Source organism: Pantoea sp. ANP04, assembly GCF_041982285.1.
In the GTDB taxonomy this organism is placed as follows: domain Bacteria; phylum Pseudomonadota; class Gammaproteobacteria; order Enterobacterales; family Enterobacteriaceae; genus Pantoea; species Pantoea eucalypti.
The window spans coordinates 83544-103873 of the sequence record NZ_JAUTYS010000010.1 but is presented as its reverse complement, the minus strand read 5'-3'; the positions used below and the strand labels follow the sequence as shown (position 1 = coordinate 103873).

The window sequence follows — 20330 nt, the reverse complement described above, 5'->3', positions numbered from 1 at the left end:
CCATGCCAGAAACTTTCACATGGAGCCCTCAAAAGGGCTTCACGGTTTCGCGTGCGCCTAACGCGTCCGTAGTTAAACTTGGTGACGGCTACGAGCAGCGTCAGACCAAGGGAATTAACCCACTCATGGACAGTTACTCGCTGACGTTTGTCGGGTATGACGATGCGAAGTGCTCCCGTCCGAATGTAGCGAAAGCCGCAGAAGCATTTCTGAAAGCGAGAATGGCTGTTGAGTCGTTCTACTGGACGCCATCCGACACGGGCGTTCAGCGGATGTTCGTATGCCGGTCATGGTCACTTAAGAAAACCGGTAATCAGCACGAGCTAACCGCCACGTTTGAGCAGGTGCCGCGATGAGAGACATACCAGCAGAACTAATCATCGAGAGTACTGACTCGGGCGTTGGCGCGATGCTTGACCTGTTAGAAGTTGACCTGCAGTCATTCGGCGGCGATGTGATCCGCTTCCATGCAGGCACAAACGGCTATTACGGCGACGTCATCTGGCAGGGCCGACAGTACTCAGCGTATCCTATCGCGGTTGAAGGGTTCGAAACCAAGTCCGAAGGCACCTACTCACGTCCGACGATGAAGGTAGCGAACATCTCCGGGCTTATCACCGGCATCAACCATGATTTCGATGATGCGCTTGGTGCGGTGTTGACGCGCCGTCAGGTGCTGGTAAAGCATCTGGATGCGGTCAACTTCCCGAACGGAAATGCAGATGCAGACCCGACTATGGAAGCTGTATCTCGTTACGTCATTGAGGAGATGGCAGAAGAGACATTCGAGACTGTCACCTATAACCTCGCAACGCCGGTCGACTGCGATAACGCCATCATACCGGCGCGAACCATTCTGGCTGATGTTTGCCAATGGGTTTACCGCGGCGACGGCTGTGATTATTCAGGCGGGCCGGTGGCCGATGAGAAAGATAACCCAACCTCGGACATGTCACGGGATAAGTGCTCAAAGCACCTCACCGGTTGCCGGATGCGATTCCCTAAACCTGAACCGCTTCCCTATGGTGGCTATCCAGGCTCTGCAAAGGTGTCATGATGATTGAGGATGAATGCCTGGCATATGCGGCGCTATCCCGCGATGAGGTTTGTGGCCTGATTGTTGATGGTGAGCGGCTCATGCGCTGTGATAACCAGCACCCAGACCCGGGGCGAAACTTTCGCATAAGCGATACAGACTGGATGAGAGCGGAAGCGGCGGGAGAAATCACCGCCGTTTTTCATTCTCATCCAGAGCCAAAGCTCGTTCTTTCGGCTGCTGACAGGGTGGCGCAGATATCCACCGGCATTGAGTGGTGGCTGGCGAGCGCCGGCAGGCTTCGAAAGCTCCGGCCGGTACCGCATTTGCTGGGACGCCGATTCGAACATGGCGTGATGGATTGCTACACGCTTTTCAGGGACGCCTACCACCTGAGCGGTATTGACCTGCCAGACTTCGAACGCACTAACGGATGGTGGGTTAGGGGAGAAAACCTCTATCTGAAGAATATGGCTGCCAACGGATTTTACGAAGTTACTCCGGCCGAAATTCTGCCGGGTGATGTGATCATTAGGCGTGCCTTCCCTGAGTCAGATCCCTGCCACGCAATGCTCTGGCTTGGAGAAAATACCGTTCTTCATCACGAACTGGCCGGACGCCTCAGCCGCCGCGAGCCCTACCGGCAATCCTATGTAAGCCTGACGCACTCTATATGGAGGCATGAACAATGCTCATCTTTAGATTTGCGGGGAATCTCCGACGACATTTCCGCCAAATCACTCTGAACGTCGATACACCCTCGCAAGGCCTGCGACTTCTGCTTGCTCAATGCCCCGAGTTTAAACGCGATTTCTATAAAACCCGGCTGCGACTGCGCATCGATGGAGGTGACGTGTCTGCTGATAACCTCGAATTCCACATGAACAGGCACCTTAAAGACGGCGCGACAGTCCTCTTCGTGCCGATTGTGGAGGGATCAATCAGTGCCGTAGCGGCCGTATGGATCATGGTGGCCGTCACGGTCGCCTCTGTCGCTTACTCGCTCTATATGACCTCACACATGAAGACGCAGAGCTCAGCAGACCAGGACACAAATTCCATTACCAACAACTCATTCACCAGCGCAGAGAACCGAGTCGGCCAAGGCCGGGCGGTTCCAATACTCGTTGGTGAAATGGTGGTTGGCAGCAACATTATCTCTCTCGGCATTGATACCAGCAACAATCAGGACTGGGATATTTCCATCAGTTAAGGTGAAAGCATGAGCTCAGGCGGCGGTGGCGGTAGCACTCCCAAACTTATCGACGACAACCTCAAATCAAAGCAGTTTCTCAAAGTCCTCGATCTAATTAGTGAAGGTCCGATTTACGGACCGGTAGACCAGAGTCACCTTTCATCATTCAAGCTGAATAAAACCCCCGTTACTGATGCAGCCGGCAACGTCACTATCAACGGTGTCAGCGTGGCATGGCGGCCCGGCTCTGCAAATCAGTCCCCGATCACCGGCTTCGACGCGATTGAATCAACCACGGTCGTTAATACAGATGTAACCCAGAGCACGCCTCTGGTGCGTACGGTAACCGACACTGATGTGACCCGGGTGCGAATGAACATCGGCGTAACTGGGCTGGTGGAGCAGGATACCAAGGGAAACCAGCACGAAACTGCGGTAACCATGGTCATCGAGACGCGCAATGGAACGGCTGGTTCATGGAATATTCAGAAGACCGTCACCATCAGCGGGAAAATATCAGGCGAGTACCTTGAGGCTCATATCATTGATGCTCCTCTGCAAAAGCCATTTGATATCCGTCTGCGCCGCGTCACTCCTGACAGCTCAAGCGACCTGATGACCAATGGCACCATCTGGAACAGCTTTACTGAAATCACCGACGACCGTCTTTCATATCCTTATGCTGCTGTTGCGGGCGCAGTGATTGACCGTGATCAGTACACCGACACTCCAACCCGTACATATCATCTGCGAGGGATTATTGTTGATGTACCTGATAACTATGACCCGATCGCCAGAACATACACTGGCATTTGGACCGGCGGGTTTAAATCCTCATGGACCAACAACCCCGCCTGGCTGTTTCGCGCTTTAGTGAAAAATACGCGTTATGGACTGGCGAAGCGCGCCGGATACATCGATGTTGATGACGGCAGCCTGTATGTTCTGTCTCAGTTCTGCGATCAGCTTGTCGATGATGGCTATGGCGGCAAAGAACCACGCTTCACCCTTAATGCTTATATCACTGAGCAATCAAGCGCCCGCGACATTCTCGACAAGATTGCAGGTATGTTCCGAGGAATTGCTCTGTGGGACGGCATGCGATTCTCAATCATGCTGGACAACCCGCAGGATCCGGTGGCAGCTGTAACCAACGCCAGTATTGTGGACGGGCTGTTTACTTACAGCTCAATGAAACGGTCAGAGCGATTCAATGCTGTTGTGGTGTCGTGGACAGACCCAAACAACGGTTGGGAGCAGGTCAAAGAATACGTGTCTGATGACCAGATGATTGACCGGTACGGCTATAACGAGACCACGCTCGAAGCATTTGGATGCACTTCGCGCGGCCAGGCGTTTCGTGCCGGCAAGTGGCTTCTTGAAACCGCGAAGAGGGAAACGAAGAAGGTCACCTTCAAGATGGCGCGAGATGCTATTGCCTTTATGCCGGGTGATGTCATTGAAGTCATGGATAACAACTATGCCGCAACCCGCCTTGGCGGTCGCATTATCTCTCACAGCGGCGCGGTGATAACTGTAGACGCAGATGTTTCATCTCTGGCAGGCGGCGGTGACACAATGTCGCTCATGGGTTCTGACGGCAAATTTACACGCTATCAGATCGCATCAGTTTCAGGTCGAATCATCACTCTGAGAACTACGCCTAACTGGGTCAAAGACGGAACGATATTTGTCATCTCTACAGGTGATGTAGCCACGCGCCTGTTTCGTGTCATGGGAGTATCTGAAGACGAAAACAATTCTGTCTACAGCATCTCAGCAACGCTATACGACCCGAACAAACAGGCCATCGTGGATGACGGCGCTGTATTTGAAACGCCTAACGATACCCTGAATGGATATCGCGTCCCGAACATCGAAAACCTGCGCATAATTAATGTCAATAGCGAGACTGTGCAGGTAACTGCAACGTGGCAGACGGCGACACTGACCAAGAAGATCGTGTTCGAACTCTATATTTATAACGCAGACGGCAAGGTTGTTGCTCAGTACGAAACTGACCAGTTCCGCTATGACTTCTACGGACTTGATGCAGGCATTTATACGCTTGGCGTTCGCGGCCGTAATGAGAATGGCATGAAGGGTGCTGAAACTCAGGTCAGCCTGGTTATTGGCGCGCCTTCTGCACCAACATTCATTCAATGGACCCCGGGCATCTTCTCAGCCGATATCGTGCCGGTTATGAACGTGTCAGCAACAACAGATACGACATTTGAATTCTGGTACACGGGTGAGGTTCCAGCCAGCTCAATCGGCGCTGTAGAGACGGAAGCGCAGTTTCTCGGCAGGGCGTCACAGTGGACGCTGCACGGCCTTAAGGCGGACCACACCTATTACATGTACGTCAGGACCAAGAACGCATTTGGTGTTTCGCCTTTTGTGCAGGCTTCTGGTCAGGCATCCTCTGACATCCCGGGCATGATCGATTATATCGACAAGGCGATAAGAGAGTCAGAAGCATTCGACCGCCTTACATCCAATATCGATACAAACATTGAAGGGATACTTCAGAACGCCCTGAACCTAGACGCATCAGTCGATCACCAGTTTGAAGCATATGGGCGCAACCGTGCTGACATCATTTCCGTTCGGCAGACAGTTGCCAATAATGACAGTGCCTATGCTCAGAAGTTTGAGCAGATACAGGCTCAGTCAGACCAGAACACCGCGTCAGTGCAGCAGGTCTCTAGTGCTTACTCAGACCTCAGCGGCAAGCTCTCTGCTCAGTGGGGCGTGAAAGTTCAGGTGGACAGTAACGGCAATAAGTTCGTCGCTGGTATGCAGCTCGGTGTAGAGGGTAACGGGGGAACGACGCAGTCATTCGCTTTATTCAGTGCAGACAATTTTGGCATCTACAACACCACAAACGGAACTTACCAGCTCGCCTTTACTGCAGTTAACGGGCAGGTGTTTATGCGAGACACATTTATCCAAGATGGATCCATAACCAATGCAAAAATCGGAAACGTTATTCAATCCACCAACTTCGTATCAGGCGCAACAGGATGGGCTCTAAATAAGAGTGGTGTATTTGAAAATAATGGTTATGAGCCGGGTAACGGAAGAATGGTGCAAACCAACAATCAGATATCCGTTTACGATGGTAACGGTGTCCTGCGCGTCAGGATGGGGAAATTAAGCTGATGGCATATGGTTTCGGAACATGGGATGCCAATGGCGTCGATAACAACACCGGCCTAGTCAAGGTCAATGCGCTCGGTGTTATGTCCATCGACGCTACAAGCAATGACAATCAGGCATTTTCATTGCCGTCAGGTTATTTACTCGATTATCTCTTTCAGCCCAGCGGTGACAGGAATGGGACGGGCAGAAAGAAAATATATGCGAGCGGTGCCAGTATAATTGTTAGTCAGGTAGCAAGCTCTGACTATTCATCTGGCACCTTTCCAAATGTTCCGGGAAACATTCTGGTGTTCGTGAGGTGATATGTCCTATGGAGCAATGCTGACAGACTCAGCAGGAATACCGTTTTATATCGGTGACACAATGCCATTAACGCTTCTTGAAAAACGAGTGCTTAGTGTGCCGGCTGCATCAGGGAGTGGGGCTGTAATTAATCTATTCAATAACGATGGTGTCATCAGATTTGTTTTCGTCAACAGTAATGGCGCTCAGGGAAGCGGCCAAAACACTTGTGAAGCGATGGAGTTATCCGGGGGAGTCTGGAGCTTGCGCTGTGCTGGAGCCGCAAGAACGGTCAATGTTTATATTTTTGGTTACCAATTTCAGCCAGTCCCTGCATGGGGCATTCAAATAAATGATTCTCAGGGCAGATGCATTTTAACGAATGAGACAAAGGTCCTGCGAGATGTGCAAAAGCTCGGAGATGAGGGGTCTGACTCGGGTTCAGGATTCAACGCCAACTTCACATTGTCAGGCGAGTGGGCAGTGGCTCCTGCTTACACTGGTAATTACACGGGGACAGTGAGTCAGGGAGGTCAGGTTTATCCGGTTGTTGCTCAATATGCAAGCAGCGCCAGATTTAATGGCAGCACAACACAGGTTACCAGTGGCTATATTGGAAACCTTAATACTGGAGGGGGAGGCACAGGAACCATGACTAACTACCGAAACCGTCTGGTAGCAGTTAACGTTCAGAGATATTAATAAAATCGATCTTTGAAATACATCAATTTGTTTGATGTATTTTGGGTATGTATGTATAAGATGCATAACTCAAACAAGGATGAAAATCATGAAAAAGATTGTGTTATGTCTTGCCGTATCTGCTCTTGCTGGCTGTCAGGTTTTACCACCTCAGCAGTGCTCAGCGACTGCCCGGATTGGTGGTCAGGACGTATCCGTTCCGATTTACGGCATTAAGAAAGTAGCCAATCAGACACAATATTACGCGGGAAACCCGTTTGGATGGAAGTGGGTATCAAAGGCGAACTTCACCAAAAGCACCTGCGATAAATAGTAAATAACTCAAATCAATGAACCCGGCCACCGCGCCGGGTTTTTTATTGCCCGGAGAAAGCTATGCCAGCAGGCACTATTGCATTAACAAACAACTCAACAGCTGTGAATGGATCGGGTACCAGCTTCACGACTGAGCTGAAAGCGAATGACTTTATTGTTGCGGTTGTTGGCGGCATTACCTATACGCTCGGCGTGCAGTCGGTCAACTCAGCAACAGGCGTTACTCTCATTACTGCTTACAACGGACCTAACGCATCTGGTGTGGCATGGACTGCAGTCCCAAATGCGGCACTTGTCGGGATTACTGCACAGGTGGCCGCCGATGTTGCGAAAGCTATTCGCGGGCTTAATCTGGACAAGGCTAACTGGCAACAGGTTTATTATGGTAGCGGAAATATAACGGTCACCCTGCCTGATGGAAGTCAGTACAGCGGCCCATCCTGGAATTCGCTCACAACATCCCTCAGCAATAAATACGATAAAAGCGGCGGAGTTTTGTCAGGAGCGCTTTCTTTCTCAAGTCGCGCAGTGTCAGGGCAAACAGCTGTTAACCTTGGCATTTCTGGCAGCAGCAGGGCAGCAGTTGCGCCGGTATCCCAGACTCAGTCTGTAAGGGTTGTTTGTGATGCTGCTGCTCCGGTTCCGAGCCAGGGAACGGCGACAGTGACATTTGCTACAGCATTTGCATCCGCGCCGACCAGTGTTGTTGTGTGTAATGGTAACGGGCAGGTGGCCTCGACGCTTTTTATCAGTATCACCTATATCGGTGCAGGCGGATTTCAGGCTTTTATCACGAACAAAGACGGGACGCCTGTCACATCACAGGTCCAGTTAAATTATACAGCCATCGGAGTAGTCAACACATGATGTACACAACTAAAGAGGGCGTTCGGGGGTTCTACTTCATGGACACCGAGTCCGCTAAAGAAGCCACTCTGATTCAGACGGGCCTCACGCTATCGGACTTCAATGAAATAAGTGAAGAGGACTATAAAAACTGGTGCTCACCTCCCGAGGGATACTATTCCATTTTTGACGAAAACGGACCGCGTGTAGAGAAGAATCCAGTTAAAACTGCAGAGCAGCACCAGCAGGAGGCTCAGGCTGAAAAAATTCAGCGGCTGTATGAGGCTGCTAACCTCATGGCGCCACTTCAGGATGCTGTTGATATAGGTGAGGCTACTGAAGAAGAAGAGGCTGCAATCAAGGATTGGAAGAAGTACCGGGTGGCGGTTAATCGCATCGACCTGACAAAGGCACCCGATATTAAATGGCCTGAAAAGCCCGCATCCTGAATCCACGCCTTTGAAAAAGGCCCGGCGACCGGGCAATGACTCTTGCACTCCTATCTGAGCAGGCTACGGGGTGGGTCATTTGAGATTAGTTACCCATCGCCAATCCCGCACGATTAAAAACCCTTCCATCTCAAGTCCTTTACAAATCTGTTAACTGGTCCGCCTTGATCAATCTTATCGATCGATATTACTGTTTATTCACACAGTATTTATCAGAGGAGGATTTATGATGGCGAGAGAAGGTGATATTAAGGCGGCATTCATGGCTGCCATGAGGCGAGAGCCGGGGCTGGGCGTTATCGTCAGGACGCAGGAGTTTGTCCATCAGCTGGGGCTGGTTAACTGGCACTTCAGCCTGCGTGAGGCTAACCAGTGGATAAAGGCAAACACGGCGACGTTCCGCGATGCATCTACGCATGAGGGTGAGGCTAAGACCTACCGTCAGTTCAACCCGAACGGGGGAATCTGATATGGGCTTTCCATCACCTGCGTCTGACTATGTTGAAGGTCGTATCGACCTGAACAAACTTCTTATGCCGCATCCGACTCACATGCTGATGATCGAAACGCCGGTCGGATTTGCGATTGTCGACAGAACGGTGCAGGGCAGGACAGGCGACAAAGTAGCATTCCAGCTCGGAGACTATTCGCAGCTTGGGAGATTGTTCAGATCGGGAATTATCACCTCAGACGGCGAGACGATCTACGGAGAGGGTATGGAAGGGATTATCGTGCTGGGGAAGGTGACGGCCGAGATTGTGTCAGTACATGAGCCTGACAGGCCGATAAATTAGCGATACCGAAAATTTCCCGAACCGGAAACGAAATAACTCGCAAGCGTTTGATCTTGAACGGGTGCATTAGTAAGTATTGCAACCATCAAAAGGGGTGCTTTTGTTATTCAACCCACTGTTAAATAACAGGAAAACCCCTATATATCGTAAACAGGAATCGTATTCGGTCTTTTTTTGGTTGGCACTTCGTATCAATGACTTAAAGTGAAATCAATCAGTTAAGCCCGCTCCTGTTACTTCCTGTTCTACTCTGCTGGACTCTGTGCCGCCACTTTGTCGCTATTTTTCTTCGCCACCAACGCCAGCGGATTGAGTTTACTGAACCTGTCGTTTCTATCCTTTAGTAAATAACTACGCAGCCTGCTTATACCCTGTCGCAATAAGTACGCTTATGTTGCATTTTCAGCATCAATATCCTGAACGATTTAGAACATTTTACGATAGTGGTAGAAATTGTGCGCCTGGCATCGTTGACTCAGACGATGCGGACACCATAAAGATAATCAGGCATTTGATGCATGCTGTTTTAAGGGAGTGCTCATGGTCTGACATCAGGGAAAGGGGCACACGCAGTTGCCGTCTGTTAACAGGAGCACGGGCATCTATGGGAAATGATTGTTTTATCTTCCTGTGGCACTATAAACAGCCATTGTCATGAACGAGGGATTGAGAATGATTTCAGGAACAGCAGCAAAACAGGAACCCGGACGTTACTACACATTTGAGTCGAGACTGCCTCAGGGCGTTTTTTTTGAGATTCGGCCCGACCATTTGCCCCAAAATGCAAAGCCCGTAACAGATGAAGCCAGCGGAATGTGTATCGGTAACTCAGTAGCACAGGCTCCGGGTTTGTGGCAGATTTATGATGTTCAGGGGCATTTTGTCAGGCTGGAAGAAGCGCCGCTTGAAACACCCCTGATCGATCCCACTGATATTGCCCTGTTTGGCTTGGGTATTTTTCGTATCCTTGGTACAGGGCGGGTGCTGTTTGAATCAGGGGCACGTGCCGCTGTTTATGCGAAGCTCAGTCACTCCACTATATCCTTTCTGCGCAGCAGACTTAAACTCGGGCTGCATGCACGTAACCTTAAAATGACCGAGACTGCTGCAAAACATATGTATGAACCGAGTCGCTATGTCCCTCTGCAAATTCAGGAAAGAGCGATTCGCTATGGCAGGCGGATGGCAGATCCCCGCAAAGGTGAAGGTATGTTCAGATATGAGACGAGATTGTTTAAACTACGCTTTAATAAGCAAACAATGGAATATGAGTATAAAGAATACACGACTTGAAGTCGTCGTGCGTGAGTCAGACTGGACGATATCGCATTTTAAATACATGGATTGACAGACTGGACAACTTGTATGTTTGATTTGCGCAATGAAGATTTCACATTTGTAATTTCTCCCTTTGAAAGAATCTCAGACGATGAGGCCGACCCGGTTGATCATCTATGGGACTGGATCCAGTCCTGGATTGAGTTCTCTGTTAGCGGCCTTAAAATGCAGTTTCAAACTGAATTTACCATCGGCGAGCTAAAGATTTTAAAGGATGAGTTTTTCGCACATTACCAGGCACTTATCACGCAGCGTGAATTAAAACCTTTTAATTTTCGCAGCGAACGTGGCCAGCTCAATATGGTTATCAGAAAAGTTACGGGTAAAGAAGGTGTTATAGTGGAGTTTGATATCCGCCCTGAACCACACGCCGACAGCGTTCAGGTTAAAGGTGACTTCAGCCTTAATGAAAGCTATTTTCCTGACATTCTGAAGCGGCTTGATGAAATGATTCAATGGCAGAATTAAACATTTTGCCATTGAGAATTTTTAACTGAAAACTTCGGGCGTAAAATGAATTTTTTATTCAGGCTTATCTGGCCAGCTGATATCTGGCGCGGTCGTGATATCCGTCCGACTCAGCATAACGCGGTATCTTTTCCATGCAGCCAGTCGCGTTAGTTCCTCGTCAGTTGCAATGCTGATATCAACCGCATCCTGCAAAGGGGTTATAGTACGATTAGCTTCGTCCATTTCTGCCGACAAACGGCTGCTGGCCAGAAAGCCAGCATCTTTGGCATCCACAAATGGCGCTGTAAATACGCCGTCACTGTAGAGATAATTACAGCCGGGCTGTTCAGACAATGCGGTAATATCTACCCACTCCAGTGACGGATGATAGAGTTTCTCTGGCTTGACACTCATAGAGACAATTTCCGCAACTCGCTTATCTTCAATCCGGGCGTAGGTTTTCATCAGCTGAACTCCTCAATATAAATAATACCGTCAGATCCATAACTTCCGATAAAGGGATCGGTACGCGTTGTACCTCCGCCGCCTGCACCATAGGTATTTTTTTTGCCTGATGATGAGCTTTCCCCGCTACGGCTACCGCCGCCCCAGTAACTGACGCCGACGTCACCAGAGCCGCCCCGGTAAGGGTTGCTTGAGGCCGTAATCAGTCCGGGCGCGTCGCTGCCATCACCCCCCTGTATATTTAACAATCCGCCTATGGCCGAGCCGCCAACGCCACCGGCATCACCGGAAGTCATATTATAGCCATTGCCCGCTGTCAGCTGACCGTTAAAGGTACTGCTAGTCGCGCCGTCGGTTTCGTTACTGCCTCTACCGACTACGCCAGGATAATTTTTTGTCTCATCCACGTTCAGCCAAGCGATTACCGTTCCGCCTGCTCCCCCGCCCGCACCACGGGAAACATAACTCGATCCCCAGGCAAGATAACCATAACCCCGGCCACCACCTCCGGTCAGGATAATCTTGATTCGTTTCGTTCCCGGCGTGGGTTTGTAGTTAACTGCTCCGGGCGTGGTGAAAATCTGGTACCCGATAAAACGGCCGGAAAACTTATCGCTGATGCCAAGATTTTTCAGAACGTCAGGCAACAGCCCGGCATCGGCCATTTCCTTTAATGCGTTTTCAATTAACGGGTACTGACCATGCGGATTAGCGCTTTTGAGATGCTTTGCCATCATCTCGTCAGCGTAGGCTTTCACCTCGATCACAGCGTCATCAACATACTTACGCGTTGCCAGCACCACTGACGGATCAATTTTCAGCGTGACGGCGGTTGTGCTGTTCACGATTAAAATCATGCGCACGGTCTGCGTCCGGCCGCTTCCTTCGGCCAGCTGAGGCTTGTAAGTCTCCGGGCAGTTAGCAACGGCAATCAGCACGCCGTCAGCGTCATACAGGCCGATTTCACGGATCCAGAAACCGCCCTCGCTTTCCGGGATAATCTGCTCTGCGATAATCTGGCTGCTGTTTGCCGCGTCAACGGTCAGCGAATTAAGCTGCGCGCGTCGCTTCTCGCCAATGAGCTTTGTCTGTGCCGCATCAGGGGTCGGCAGTGTGCCGCCACCGTCGCCGACGCCCATCGAGGCGATGTTTACTTTCGTGCCGAGTGCGGCGGCGTTCGCCAGCTTAGCCGCGCCCTGATTGGTCAGCAGGGCAAAATATTTTGTCGTCATGCGCTCACTTCCGTCAGGTCAATAAGATGCACCGCCACGCCGGAATAACCCGGCCCGCCGACGCTGATAAGTTCAGGGGTATAGGGATAAACGGTCAGCTCGTCGCCGCTGTAGCTGGCAACGGCAACCGGCAGCGCGCCGTTCACGTCAAGATTGATAGACAGGCCGATAAGGTGACGGCTGCAGGGCTTCGCATCGGCTATCAGGCGCTCAAGCTCGTTATACATTTCCTCAGTAATGCCGGTATCGAGTACGCCCACATCCAGCCGGAACGTGCCAGGCGCTTCGCCGGTTTTCCACCACTCAATGATTCTGATGAGATAGCCCAGAGGCTCAACGACGCGGCGTATAGCGCCAATCGTTCCCTTGTGCCGATGCACGTACTGCGAGGCGGCAACCACGGCGCGCTTTGTTGATTCCGGCCAGGCTGAATCCCAGCGATCAACTGACCACGCCCACGCCAGATAGGGCAGAAGCTCAACCGGGCAGGCTTGCGGATTCCATAACTGGCGCAGCGGCACGCTCATCGTACCGGGGCTTGCAAGAGCCTCGGCGGCAGCAACCTCAAGCGCTGACGAGCCGGTCGGCAGCAGGCGATCACTCATCCGAGCCTCCCACGGTCAGCGCGTATCCTGTGCAGTAAGCGGCCTGGGTTTTGTCTAGCACCACGTCAGCGGAAGGCTTGATAAGGTTGACGCGCTGCACGCCCTCAACGTGCATGGCGGCATACAGCGCAGACAGGCGAATGTCACGGCCGAGACGCTTTTGTGCGCTGACAAAGGCGGCGAGTTTTGCCTCTGAAGCGGCACGGATTGGCTCCGCTTCCGGCCCCGGATAGAGGTAAAGCTCGGCCTCGATTTCGTAACTAACAATCTTCGCTGACTGCACGCTCACCCGGTCAGCAACCGGGCGCACGTCTTCGTCATTGAGCGCAGCGTTAACCACGGCCAGCAAATCATCACCGGCCACGCCGTTGCCCTCACGCGCGAGCACAGTCACGGTAACAACGGCGGGCGACGGGCTGATGGCTGATGCATCGGTAACGGGCGCTGGTTTGAGCCGCCGGTCAGCTTTAACGGCCTGGCGAAAAGCCTGCGTGCGGCCGTGCATCACAGCTCGCCGATTTATGTAAAGCGCAACATTCTGGCATCAACATTCATCCCGCACCCAATGATGAGTCAGCAGGAGTTCAGCAAGTTTGCGCTGGATTATCTGGTCTTCGGTAACGCCTTTGCCGAGCTGCGCCGTAATGGCTTGGGTAAGCCGCTGCGCCTTGAAACCACTCCGGCCAAATTCACCCGCAGAGGCGTTAAGGATGGCGTTTACTGGTTTGTGAATGACTGGAAAGAGCCGCATGAATTTTCGGCCGGCAGCGTGTTTCATCTGCTGGAGCCGGATATCAATCAGGAGCTGTACGGCCTGCCGGAATACCTCAGCGCGCTTAACTCCGCCTGGCTGAATGAGGCGGCAACGCTGTTCCGCCGCAAGTATTATCAGAACGGCGCGCACGCCGGTTACATCCTGTATATGACCGACGCGGCGCAGAGCAGCAGCGACGTTGACCGGATGCGCCAGGCTATGCGCGACACGAAAGGGATCGGCAACTTCCGCAACCTGTTTATGTACGCGCCGAACGGTAAGCCGGACGGGATCAAGATTCTGCCGCTCAGCGAGGTAGCGACGAAGGACGATTTCTTTAACATCAAGAAGGCCAGCCGCGACGACCTGCTAAGCGCACACCGCGTGCCGCCGCAGATGATGGGGATTATCCCGGACAACTCCGGCGGATTCGGTGATGCGGTGAAAGCGGCATAGGTGTTTGTGCGTAACAAACTGACACCGCTGCAGGAACGTCTGAAGGAAATCAATAACTGGCTGGGCGAAGAGGTGATCGCCTTCCGCCCTTATTCGCTGGAAGCGGCAACAAACTGAAGATGTAACGCCTGCCTGTGCAGGCGTTAGTTATTTACCCAACCAGCGCCCGGCCTGTGCAGACTCAACCAACAAACGGAGAGTAAGCGGATCATGCGGTGCGGTGAAATCTTCCGGGAAATAGTCGTTAAAAGAGATGGTGCCGGGGTCAATGCCAAAACTGTCAGCATACCGCTCAAGTAATTCATAAGCGTCGATGGGATCCATGCGAAAGTCGTTGTTCAGATCAGTGTCCAGCTCAAGCTTGTAACGTTTTAATGTAAACAAGCTTCTGCCGTTATAATCTTCAACCAGCGCAAATACTGCCTTCTCTATATCCTCACTTACCATATTCTGTCGTCCTTATGGGCAATAAGGTTGTATTTTACCGTAGTTTTCCAGCCTATCTCCGCCACATCAGCGGCCATAATTACCCATCCTAAAACCGGTATTGTGCGACCGACGAAAGTACCCAATTTATGGGTCATCAACATTTTAATTTGGAATGGTTTTTTAGGGTTTTGTATCCACGTAGGCAACCTGAACGGGAGACGGTAATCGCGCAACAGCTTGCGAGAATACACCGAGGCATAAGAGGTACCTTTCCAGGCACCCTTTAACTTTCCTGACACGTCAATCGTATTCTGTCCCGAGTAAATTGCAGCTATGGCTATGATATCCTTTGCACCGCTAAAATGCTCAGCGGTCACATCAATCATAATCCAGAAATAAAGCTCTGCCGGGGAAAGGTTGGTAAGCCCGCCATAGAAGTAAGTCCCGTTTAACTGCTCAGTTGTATCCATATTATTCCCTTACATGGTTAACCGTATTGGTCAAAAATTTATCATATTAATTCCGATCAGTGCCATACCTCATCTGCCGCTCTCAGGCCCGATTTGCGAGGCTCAAATCCTCTTCACCAGTTCAATCTCATCAAACCATTGCGTGCCCCTCCGTGCCCCTGGCGCAGCCTCCGCATGCATGTTTGTACCCCTCGCGCGCAATGCTATCCCCGCCACGCCTGCCCGCTTTATGTATCGCTTTTCATGCATTTGCATGTACAACCTCTGAGCGCGCCAGCTCTGGTCTTACAGACGCTTAGCGATCCACTTTGGATCATGCGGATTAATGCAAGCATATGCACTTTGATGCAGAAGCAAAAAGCCACCTTAAAGGTGGCTAGTGAACGGTAGGGAAGGGGCAATTAATCATTCTGCCTGGCAGTAAATAGCGGCTTCGAAAATAGCTGTGTCGATTGTCCCTGCCATGTCGCTAATCATCGACAGTGCCATTTTTAATTCATCTTCTTTGCAATGTGCGATCAGCGATACGTCAGCAATGAACTGAATGCGTGCAACCGTTTCACTTAGATTATCTATTTTCATCAAATGATTAACTCCTTTTAGTCAAAATGTACTGTATGTATAAACAGTGTCATGATGAACTAAAATCGTAAACAATCGTGCGGCTCAGATTAGTCCGACTGCCGTTTTATTAATCAGGCAACTGTATGCCTCTTTTTCTCGCTAGTGCATTGAAGCGCTTTAATGGGGCGGCATTTTTGCGACGTCTATGGAACAGATAGCCGCTTGTTCCGCTCCAGTAAGAAAGCTCTCCAATCTTGATTGTGTGGCCTTCCGCTGATGGCATCGACGGTTGAGGACAGTGCCGGGTTAGACTGAATACGCGCCTGTACCGCCATTGCAGCCAGTGTTAAGCAGCGAATACCGCTATTAACGTTTTGCAGAAGGCCACGTTTACAGTTGGCTGTCATAGGTTCTGTAGAGGTTGCGCCTGCTGCTAACTGGCCCACTTCTGCAGTAGCTTTCATGACATAAAGGGGAAATTTTTCATCCGCGACTTCATTTACCGGCACACAGGGGAGGCACTGGATTTGCGCCAGCAGGCCATCAACCAACGTTGCATCCTCAGTGACATCGGTTAGGGCTAAAACCTCTAAGACGGTAAGCTGATGTGGCTGGTCTGGATTCAGCTTGTTACGCAACGTTTGCGCACGCATGCCGGACTGCTTAGCGACGTCTTCCATGTTGTGAGCTAACGCGAATTTGCGACAGGCATCGTCGTAATGGGTATGGGTAGAAACCTTGAAATCAAACATGCTCAGATCCTTCTTAACTTGCAAAATCAAGTTATGGTTTGATATAGCGGCATTTGATTGCTTGTTGGCGGTTCTTCTCACGCCATGCAGCAACATTGATAAGTGGATTGCCATGTTTCGTCATGGTGGTTTCTACCACTTCGCCTGTCTTACGATTCGTGCGGTTCTGCGTATACGTGAAAGATGGGGTAGGTGCGAGTAGTACAACCCCGTTAGCAATCCATTTCTCCAGCACTGACAGGCTAATGCGGTTGGCTGCAGCAAAGTCTTGCTTAGACATTGTTGGGGATGTGGCGAGCGTGACGGCTTTGTTTACGGCGTCGTTTACCGCGTCACTGATGGCTGGCATCAAAATCGCTGCGACATTCGCAATAAAATCTTGAGATTGTACTAAGTCAAATGCGTTCTGGTTGTTTGCATTTTCAATATGCATAACGCAGTATCTCCTTCGAGTCGTTTTGTTCTACGGTGTTTCATGTGGTGTGCTACATCCTAGATCAACAAATAATGTTTATAAAACAACAATTGTTTATTTATTTGGTGGTATATGGATTTTAGCGAAGGTTCAGCCTTAGAAATTGTTGAGCGTCTGTGCTCTGCCTATGGCGTTACTACTCAGAAGGCTTTAGCTGAATGCCTAGGAGTACCAGCGGCGAACGTGAGCAATTGGGTACAGCGTAATAGCGTTCCCGGCAGTGCATTCGTGAAATGTGCTTTAGACACAGATAGCAATCTCAACTGGCTTACTACTGGTAAGTTTGCAAATGCAAGTTTTGAAGAGGTAACTGATTCTCTGTCTCTTAAAGGTGCAGCACTTTACAACGAGATCACCTCTAATGGCGGCAAGCCTATATTGCGCCGCATCATGGACGCCTACGGCTTTACCCTTCAAAAACAGCTTTGTGATTTGCTCGGAATTTCATCAGGTACAGTCAGCACTTGGGTACGCAGAAACTATTTCCCAGGCGATGTTGTTGTGACATGTGCTCTCGATACTGGCGCGTCATTAAGATGGCTGGCAACAGGGAAGGGGAGTCAAAGTAGTAATTGCGAAAAAGATAATGATGGCGAACATATTCCACATAAGAATTTGGAAGCAGGTGTACTTAAAGACGCGGGAACCTGGAAGGGTGATTTAAGCTTTATTCAACATTTACTCAATAACCCAGTATTTATTACAAGTAATACTGGGGCATGGATCATTGATCTAAATATTACGGGCATCAGCAACGGCCGGTGGTTGCTAGGTATTGATGATAAGTATGATGTTTATGACATAGCTCTTTTGCCAGGCCGAAGGATTAGCGTGACGGCTAAAGGTAATAATTTTACTTGCGGCATTGAAGAGGTAAAGGCTGCCGGTAAAGTGGTGTTAACAATGGATTATAATTTTTAAAAAAAGGAGCAACTTAGTCATGAAAACTATAACGGAAGAATTTCCTCCTTTAGCATTAGATTATTTGGTTGCAAGAATTAATGATTTTGAACTTTCATCACTTGATGCTAAGCATCGATTTATAAGTGAATTAATTCAAGCTCATGTGATTTTTAATATTAAATTTTCATCTTCCTTCGTATTTAAACGTGCAAGAAAAATTGATGGTGATTATTATCCTGAATCAATTCAGGATTTTCTATGGAAAATTGATGGTAATGCGATGGCCGGGCGAGTTAATCCTGAAGGTTTTCCCGTTCTTTATGTGGCTGATAGAGCAGAAACTGCATATCGTGAAATTAATATAGATAGCAATATTGCATTACTAGTTGAATTGCAAATCCGCGAGGGCTTGGCATGCCGGGTTGCACCCATAGGCGAAATCATGCTGATACAGCGCGGCCACGGCCGTTTTCTAAAGGGTAAAGAGGCCGCTGATTTCGACGCTATGCTGAATGCTTGTAATCCAAATCATGCGAAAGCTCTTCTTATAACTGATGCTTTTCTATTTGAGCAATTAACACAAGACCGTGACGGGTATCGAATTTCATCTTACATCGCAAAATCTTTTTTTGAAAAGCTCCCACATTTGTCTGCAATCGCTTATCCAAGTGTGCAGCACGAAGGAGCAGTGAATATTGCAATCAAAACAGATGATTTTTGGAACTCTTGGTCCGTTGTAGCAGCCAGACGTCAAATGGTTGATCACTTAGCCTGTGGATATTATGAGACTTCGCAAACTGAACACGTTTCAGGGATAACTCGCAGTGGCAAAGTACAGTGGGCTAAAGGTGAGATTGACAATCTGCATTCACACCGATTGTCGCCACCCTGGCACCCATCATGAAATTTGAGAGTTTTTTGGCACAATAGCCAAATTATCGCCATTATGCGCATTAAGTTAATGATAATTATAAGGTATAATCGTATTCGGTCTTTTTTTGGTTGGCACTTCGTATCAATGACTTAACGTGAAATCAATCAGTTAAGCCCGCTCCTGTTACTTCCTGTTCTACTCTGCTGGACTCTGTGCCGCCACTTTGTCGCTATTTTTCTTCGCCATCAACGCCAGTGGATTGAGTTTACTAAACCTGCCGTTTCTATCCTTTAGTAAATAACTACGCAGCCTGCTTATACCCTGTCGCAATAAGTACGCTTATGTTGCATTTTCAGCATCAATATCCTGAACGATTTAGAACATTTTACGATTGTGGTAGAAATTGTGCGCCTGGCATCGTTTATTTAGATGATGCGGACACCATAAAGATAATCAGACATTTGATGCATGCTGTTTTGAGGGAGTGCTCATGGTCTGACATCAGGGAAAGGGGCACACGCAGTTGCCGTCTGTTAACAGGATCATGGGCATCTATCAGAAAATGATTGTTTTATCTTCTTGTGGCACTATAAAACAGCCATTGTCATGAACGAGGGATTGAGAATGATTTCAGGAACAGCAGCAAAACAGGAATTCGGACGTTACTACACATTTGAGTCGAGACTGCCTCAGGGCGTTTTTTTGAGATTCGGCCCCGCCATTTGCCCCGAAATGCAAAGCCCGTAACAGATGAAGCCAGCGGAATGTGTATCGGTTACACGGTGGTACAGGCTCCGGGCTTATGGCAGATTTATGATGTGCAGGGACATTTTGTCAGGCTGGAAGAAGCGCCGCTTGAAACACCCCTGATTGATCCCACTGATATTGCATTATTTGCGTTTGGTGTTTTCCGTATTCTTCGCACTGGTCGCGTTTTGTTTGAGTCAGGCGCGCGCGCGGCTGTTACAGCCAGAATCAGTCAAGGGACCATATCTCTTTTGCGAGGGCGGCTTAAAATCGGGCTGCATGCGCGCAATTTGAAAATGACCGAAACAGCAGCAAAACATATGCTTGAACCCAGTCGGTATGTACCTTTGCAGATTCAGAAAAGAGCTATTCGTTTTGGTAAGCGAATGCCAGACCCTCGTGAAGGAAAAGGAATGTTCCGATACGAAACGGATATTTATAAACTGCGCTACGATAAGCAGCGAAGGGAATATGTTCATCAGAAATACAAATTTGAAGTAATAGTCAGGGAATCAGACTGGACAATATCTCATTTTAAATATTTTTATTAGCTGACAAGGAAATTTCAATGTTTGATATCAGGAATGAAGAGTTTACATTCGCAATCGCTCCCTTTGAACGCGTAGTGGATAACGAAGCCGATCCTGTTAACCATCACTGGGACTGGATACAGTCCTGGGTGGAGTTTTCGGTAAGCGGCCTGAAAGTGGCATTTAAAACGGAGTTCACCGTTGGAGAATTGAAAATGCTGAAAAAAGAATTCTCAGCTTTTCATCAGGCGCTTATTAATCAGCAAAAGATCAGGTCGTTTAACTATCAGAGCGATATTCATCAACTGGACATGATACTGACCAATGAAAAAAGTATTGATGGCGTAACTGTTGATTTCATTCTTCGCCCGGAACCACATGCCGACAGCGTCCAGGTTAAAGGCAGCTTTGGCCTTGATGAAAGCTATTTCCCCGACATTCTGAATCGACTTGATGAAATGATTCAATGGCAGAATTAAACATTCTGCCATTGAAAATTTTA

26 protein-coding genes and 2 pseudogenes are annotated in these 20330 nt (G+C 49.4%); 19 read left to right on the top strand and 9 right to left on the bottom strand.

What is annotated here, in order from left to right; translation table 11 throughout:
• Window positions 1-2 precede the first annotated feature (2 nt).
• From Q7C21_RS14640 to Q7C21_RS14575, 14 genes are all read left to right on the top strand, one after another.
• Window positions 3-356 (top strand): phage tail protein, encoded by a 354-nt coding sequence (locus Q7C21_RS14640; RefSeq protein ID WP_375150820.1) that lies wholly within the window; start codon window positions 3-5, stop codon window positions 354-356.
• Window positions 353-1057, top strand: coding sequence for a phage minor tail protein L (locus tag Q7C21_RS14635; protein ID WP_375150819.1), 705 nt, complete (start codon window positions 353-355; stop codon window positions 1055-1057). Before Q7C21_RS14640 ends, Q7C21_RS14635 begins: the two co-directional genes overlap by 4 nt.
• Complete coding sequence (locus Q7C21_RS14630) at window positions 1054-1782, top strand: C40 family peptidase (protein ID WP_375150818.1); 729 nt, start codon at window positions 1054-1056, stop codon at window positions 1780-1782. Before Q7C21_RS14635 ends, Q7C21_RS14630 begins: the two co-directional genes overlap by 4 nt.
• Window positions 1725-2249, top strand: coding sequence for a tail assembly protein (locus Q7C21_RS14625; protein ID WP_375150817.1), 525 nt, complete (start codon window positions 1725-1727; stop codon window positions 2247-2249). The genes Q7C21_RS14630 and Q7C21_RS14625 overlap by 58 nt, the downstream gene beginning before the upstream one ends.
• A gap of 9 nt (window positions 2250-2258) precedes the next feature.
• Window positions 2259-5396: a host specificity protein J gene (locus tag Q7C21_RS14620; RefSeq protein WP_375150816.1), complete on the top strand. Its 3138-nt coding sequence runs from the start codon at window positions 2259-2261 to the stop codon at window positions 5394-5396.
• Window positions 5396-5698, top strand: coding sequence for a hypothetical protein (locus tag Q7C21_RS14615; protein ID WP_375150815.1), 303 nt, complete (start codon window positions 5396-5398; stop codon window positions 5696-5698). The genes Q7C21_RS14620 and Q7C21_RS14615 overlap by 1 nt, the downstream gene beginning before the upstream one ends.
• A 1-nt stretch (window position 5699) precedes the next feature.
• Window positions 5700-6380 carry a hypothetical protein gene (locus Q7C21_RS14610; RefSeq protein ID WP_375150814.1) on the top strand — a complete coding sequence of 227 codons (681 nt, stop codon included), beginning with the start codon at window positions 5700-5702 and terminating at the stop codon, window positions 6378-6380.
• Window positions 6381-6468: 88 nt separating this feature from the next.
• The gene (locus Q7C21_RS14605) at window positions 6469-6693 is read left to right on the top strand and encodes a cor protein (RefSeq protein ID WP_182629588.1); all 225 of its coding nucleotides are present in this window, start codon (window positions 6469-6471) and stop codon (window positions 6691-6693) included.
• A 62-nt stretch (window positions 6694-6755) separates the two neighbouring features.
• Window positions 6756-7562, top strand: a complete 807-nt coding sequence (locus tag Q7C21_RS14600) for a hypothetical protein (RefSeq protein WP_238329298.1) — start codon at window positions 6756-6758, stop codon at window positions 7560-7562.
• Window positions 7559-7990: a tail fiber assembly protein gene (locus Q7C21_RS14595; protein WP_375150813.1), complete on the top strand. Its 432-nt coding sequence runs from the start codon at window positions 7559-7561 to the stop codon at window positions 7988-7990. Before Q7C21_RS14600 ends, Q7C21_RS14595 begins: the two co-directional genes overlap by 4 nt.
• 226 nt (window positions 7991-8216) lie before the next feature.
• Complete coding sequence (locus tag Q7C21_RS14590) at window positions 8217-8459, top strand: DNA polymerase V (protein ID WP_375150812.1); 243 nt, start codon at window positions 8217-8219, stop codon at window positions 8457-8459.
• Between the two features lies 1 nt (window position 8460).
• Complete coding sequence (locus Q7C21_RS14585; protein ID WP_375150811.1) at window positions 8461-8784, top strand: phage repressor protein; 324 nt, start codon at window positions 8461-8463, stop codon at window positions 8782-8784.
• Between the two features lie 672 nt (window positions 8785-9456).
• Entirely contained in the window at window positions 9457-10077 is a 621-nt protein-coding gene (locus tag Q7C21_RS14580) for a hypothetical protein (protein ID WP_261766303.1), read from the top strand.
• Window positions 10078-10149: 72 nt separating this feature from the next.
• Window positions 10150-10590 (top strand): hypothetical protein, encoded by a 441-nt coding sequence (locus tag Q7C21_RS14575; protein ID WP_003854558.1) that lies wholly within the window; start codon window positions 10150-10152, stop codon window positions 10588-10590.
• Between the two features lie 54 nt (window positions 10591-10644).
• Here the strand turns inward: Q7C21_RS14575 and Q7C21_RS14570 are convergent, their stop codons facing one another.
• The 4 genes and pseudogenes from Q7C21_RS14570 to Q7C21_RS14555 form a co-directional block, all read right to left on the bottom strand.
• On the bottom strand, window positions 10645-11037 hold the full coding sequence (locus tag Q7C21_RS14570) for a tail fiber assembly protein (RefSeq protein WP_008925349.1): 393 nt from the start codon (window positions 11035-11037) through the stop codon (window positions 10645-10647).
• Entirely contained in the window at window positions 11037-12269 is a 1233-nt protein-coding gene (locus Q7C21_RS14565) for a phage tail protein (protein WP_154926353.1), read from the bottom strand. Before Q7C21_RS14565 ends, Q7C21_RS14570 begins: the two co-directional genes overlap by 1 nt.
• A complete protein-coding gene (locus Q7C21_RS14560) occupies window positions 12266-12874 on the bottom strand; it encodes a phage tail protein I (protein WP_008925347.1) in 609 nt (202 codons plus the stop codon). Before Q7C21_RS14560 ends, Q7C21_RS14565 begins: the two co-directional genes overlap by 4 nt.
• Window positions 12867-13313 (bottom strand): annotated as a pseudogene (locus Q7C21_RS14555) (baseplate J/gp47 family protein); the annotation flags it as partial. The gene Q7C21_RS14560 and the pseudogene Q7C21_RS14555, both read right to left, overlap by 8 nt.
• Here Q7C21_RS14555 and Q7C21_RS14550 point away from each other — a divergent pair.
• A pseudogene (locus Q7C21_RS14550) lies at window positions 13302-14201 on the top strand (phage portal protein); the annotation flags it as partial. The pseudogenes Q7C21_RS14555 and Q7C21_RS14550 sit on opposite strands and share 12 nt — an antisense overlap.
• A 30-nt stretch (window positions 14202-14231) precedes the next feature.
• On the opposite strand, the gene Q7C21_RS14545 reads toward Q7C21_RS14550, so the two are convergent.
• From Q7C21_RS14545 to Q7C21_RS14525, 5 genes are all read right to left on the bottom strand, one after another.
• Entirely contained in the window at window positions 14232-14531 is a 300-nt protein-coding gene (locus Q7C21_RS14545) for a DUF1493 family protein (RefSeq protein ID WP_003854584.1), read from the bottom strand.
• On the bottom strand, window positions 14525-14983 hold the full coding sequence (locus tag Q7C21_RS14540) for an STM2901 family protein (RefSeq protein WP_039660063.1): 459 nt from the start codon (window positions 14981-14983) through the stop codon (window positions 14525-14527). The genes Q7C21_RS14545 and Q7C21_RS14540 overlap by 7 nt, the downstream gene beginning before the upstream one ends.
• Before the next feature lie 405 nt (window positions 14984-15388).
• A complete protein-coding gene (locus tag Q7C21_RS14535; RefSeq protein WP_008925343.1) occupies window positions 15389-15565 on the bottom strand; it encodes a hypothetical protein in 177 nt (58 codons plus the stop codon).
• A 185-nt stretch (window positions 15566-15750) separates the two neighbouring features.
• Window positions 15751-16299: a phage regulatory CII family protein gene (locus Q7C21_RS14530; RefSeq protein ID WP_261766301.1), complete on the bottom strand. Its 549-nt coding sequence runs from the start codon at window positions 16297-16299 to the stop codon at window positions 15751-15753.
• 31 nt (window positions 16300-16330) lie between these two features.
• A complete protein-coding gene (locus Q7C21_RS14525; protein ID WP_154926349.1) occupies window positions 16331-16732 on the bottom strand; it encodes a hypothetical protein in 402 nt (133 codons plus the stop codon).
• 114 nt (window positions 16733-16846) lie between these two features.
• Here Q7C21_RS14525 and Q7C21_RS14520 point away from each other — a divergent pair, with 114 nt between their 5' ends.
• From Q7C21_RS14520 to Q7C21_RS14505, 4 genes are all read left to right on the top strand, one after another.
• Window positions 16847-17695 (top strand): phage repressor protein CI, encoded by an 849-nt coding sequence (locus tag Q7C21_RS14520; protein ID WP_154926347.1) that lies wholly within the window; start codon window positions 16847-16849, stop codon window positions 17693-17695.
• A 19-nt stretch (window positions 17696-17714) separates the two neighbouring features.
• A complete protein-coding gene (locus tag Q7C21_RS14515) occupies window positions 17715-18581 on the top strand; it encodes an RES domain-containing protein (protein ID WP_187513503.1) in 867 nt (288 codons plus the stop codon).
• A gap of 734 nt (window positions 18582-19315) precedes the next feature.
• Window positions 19316-19849 (top strand): hypothetical protein, encoded by a 534-nt coding sequence (locus tag Q7C21_RS14510; RefSeq protein WP_154926344.1) that lies wholly within the window; start codon window positions 19316-19318, stop codon window positions 19847-19849.
• 17 nt (window positions 19850-19866) lie between these two features.
• Complete coding sequence (locus Q7C21_RS14505; RefSeq protein ID WP_008925341.1) at window positions 19867-20307, top strand: hypothetical protein; 441 nt, start codon at window positions 19867-19869, stop codon at window positions 20305-20307.
• The last annotated feature ends 23 nt before the right edge of the window (window positions 20308-20330 follow it).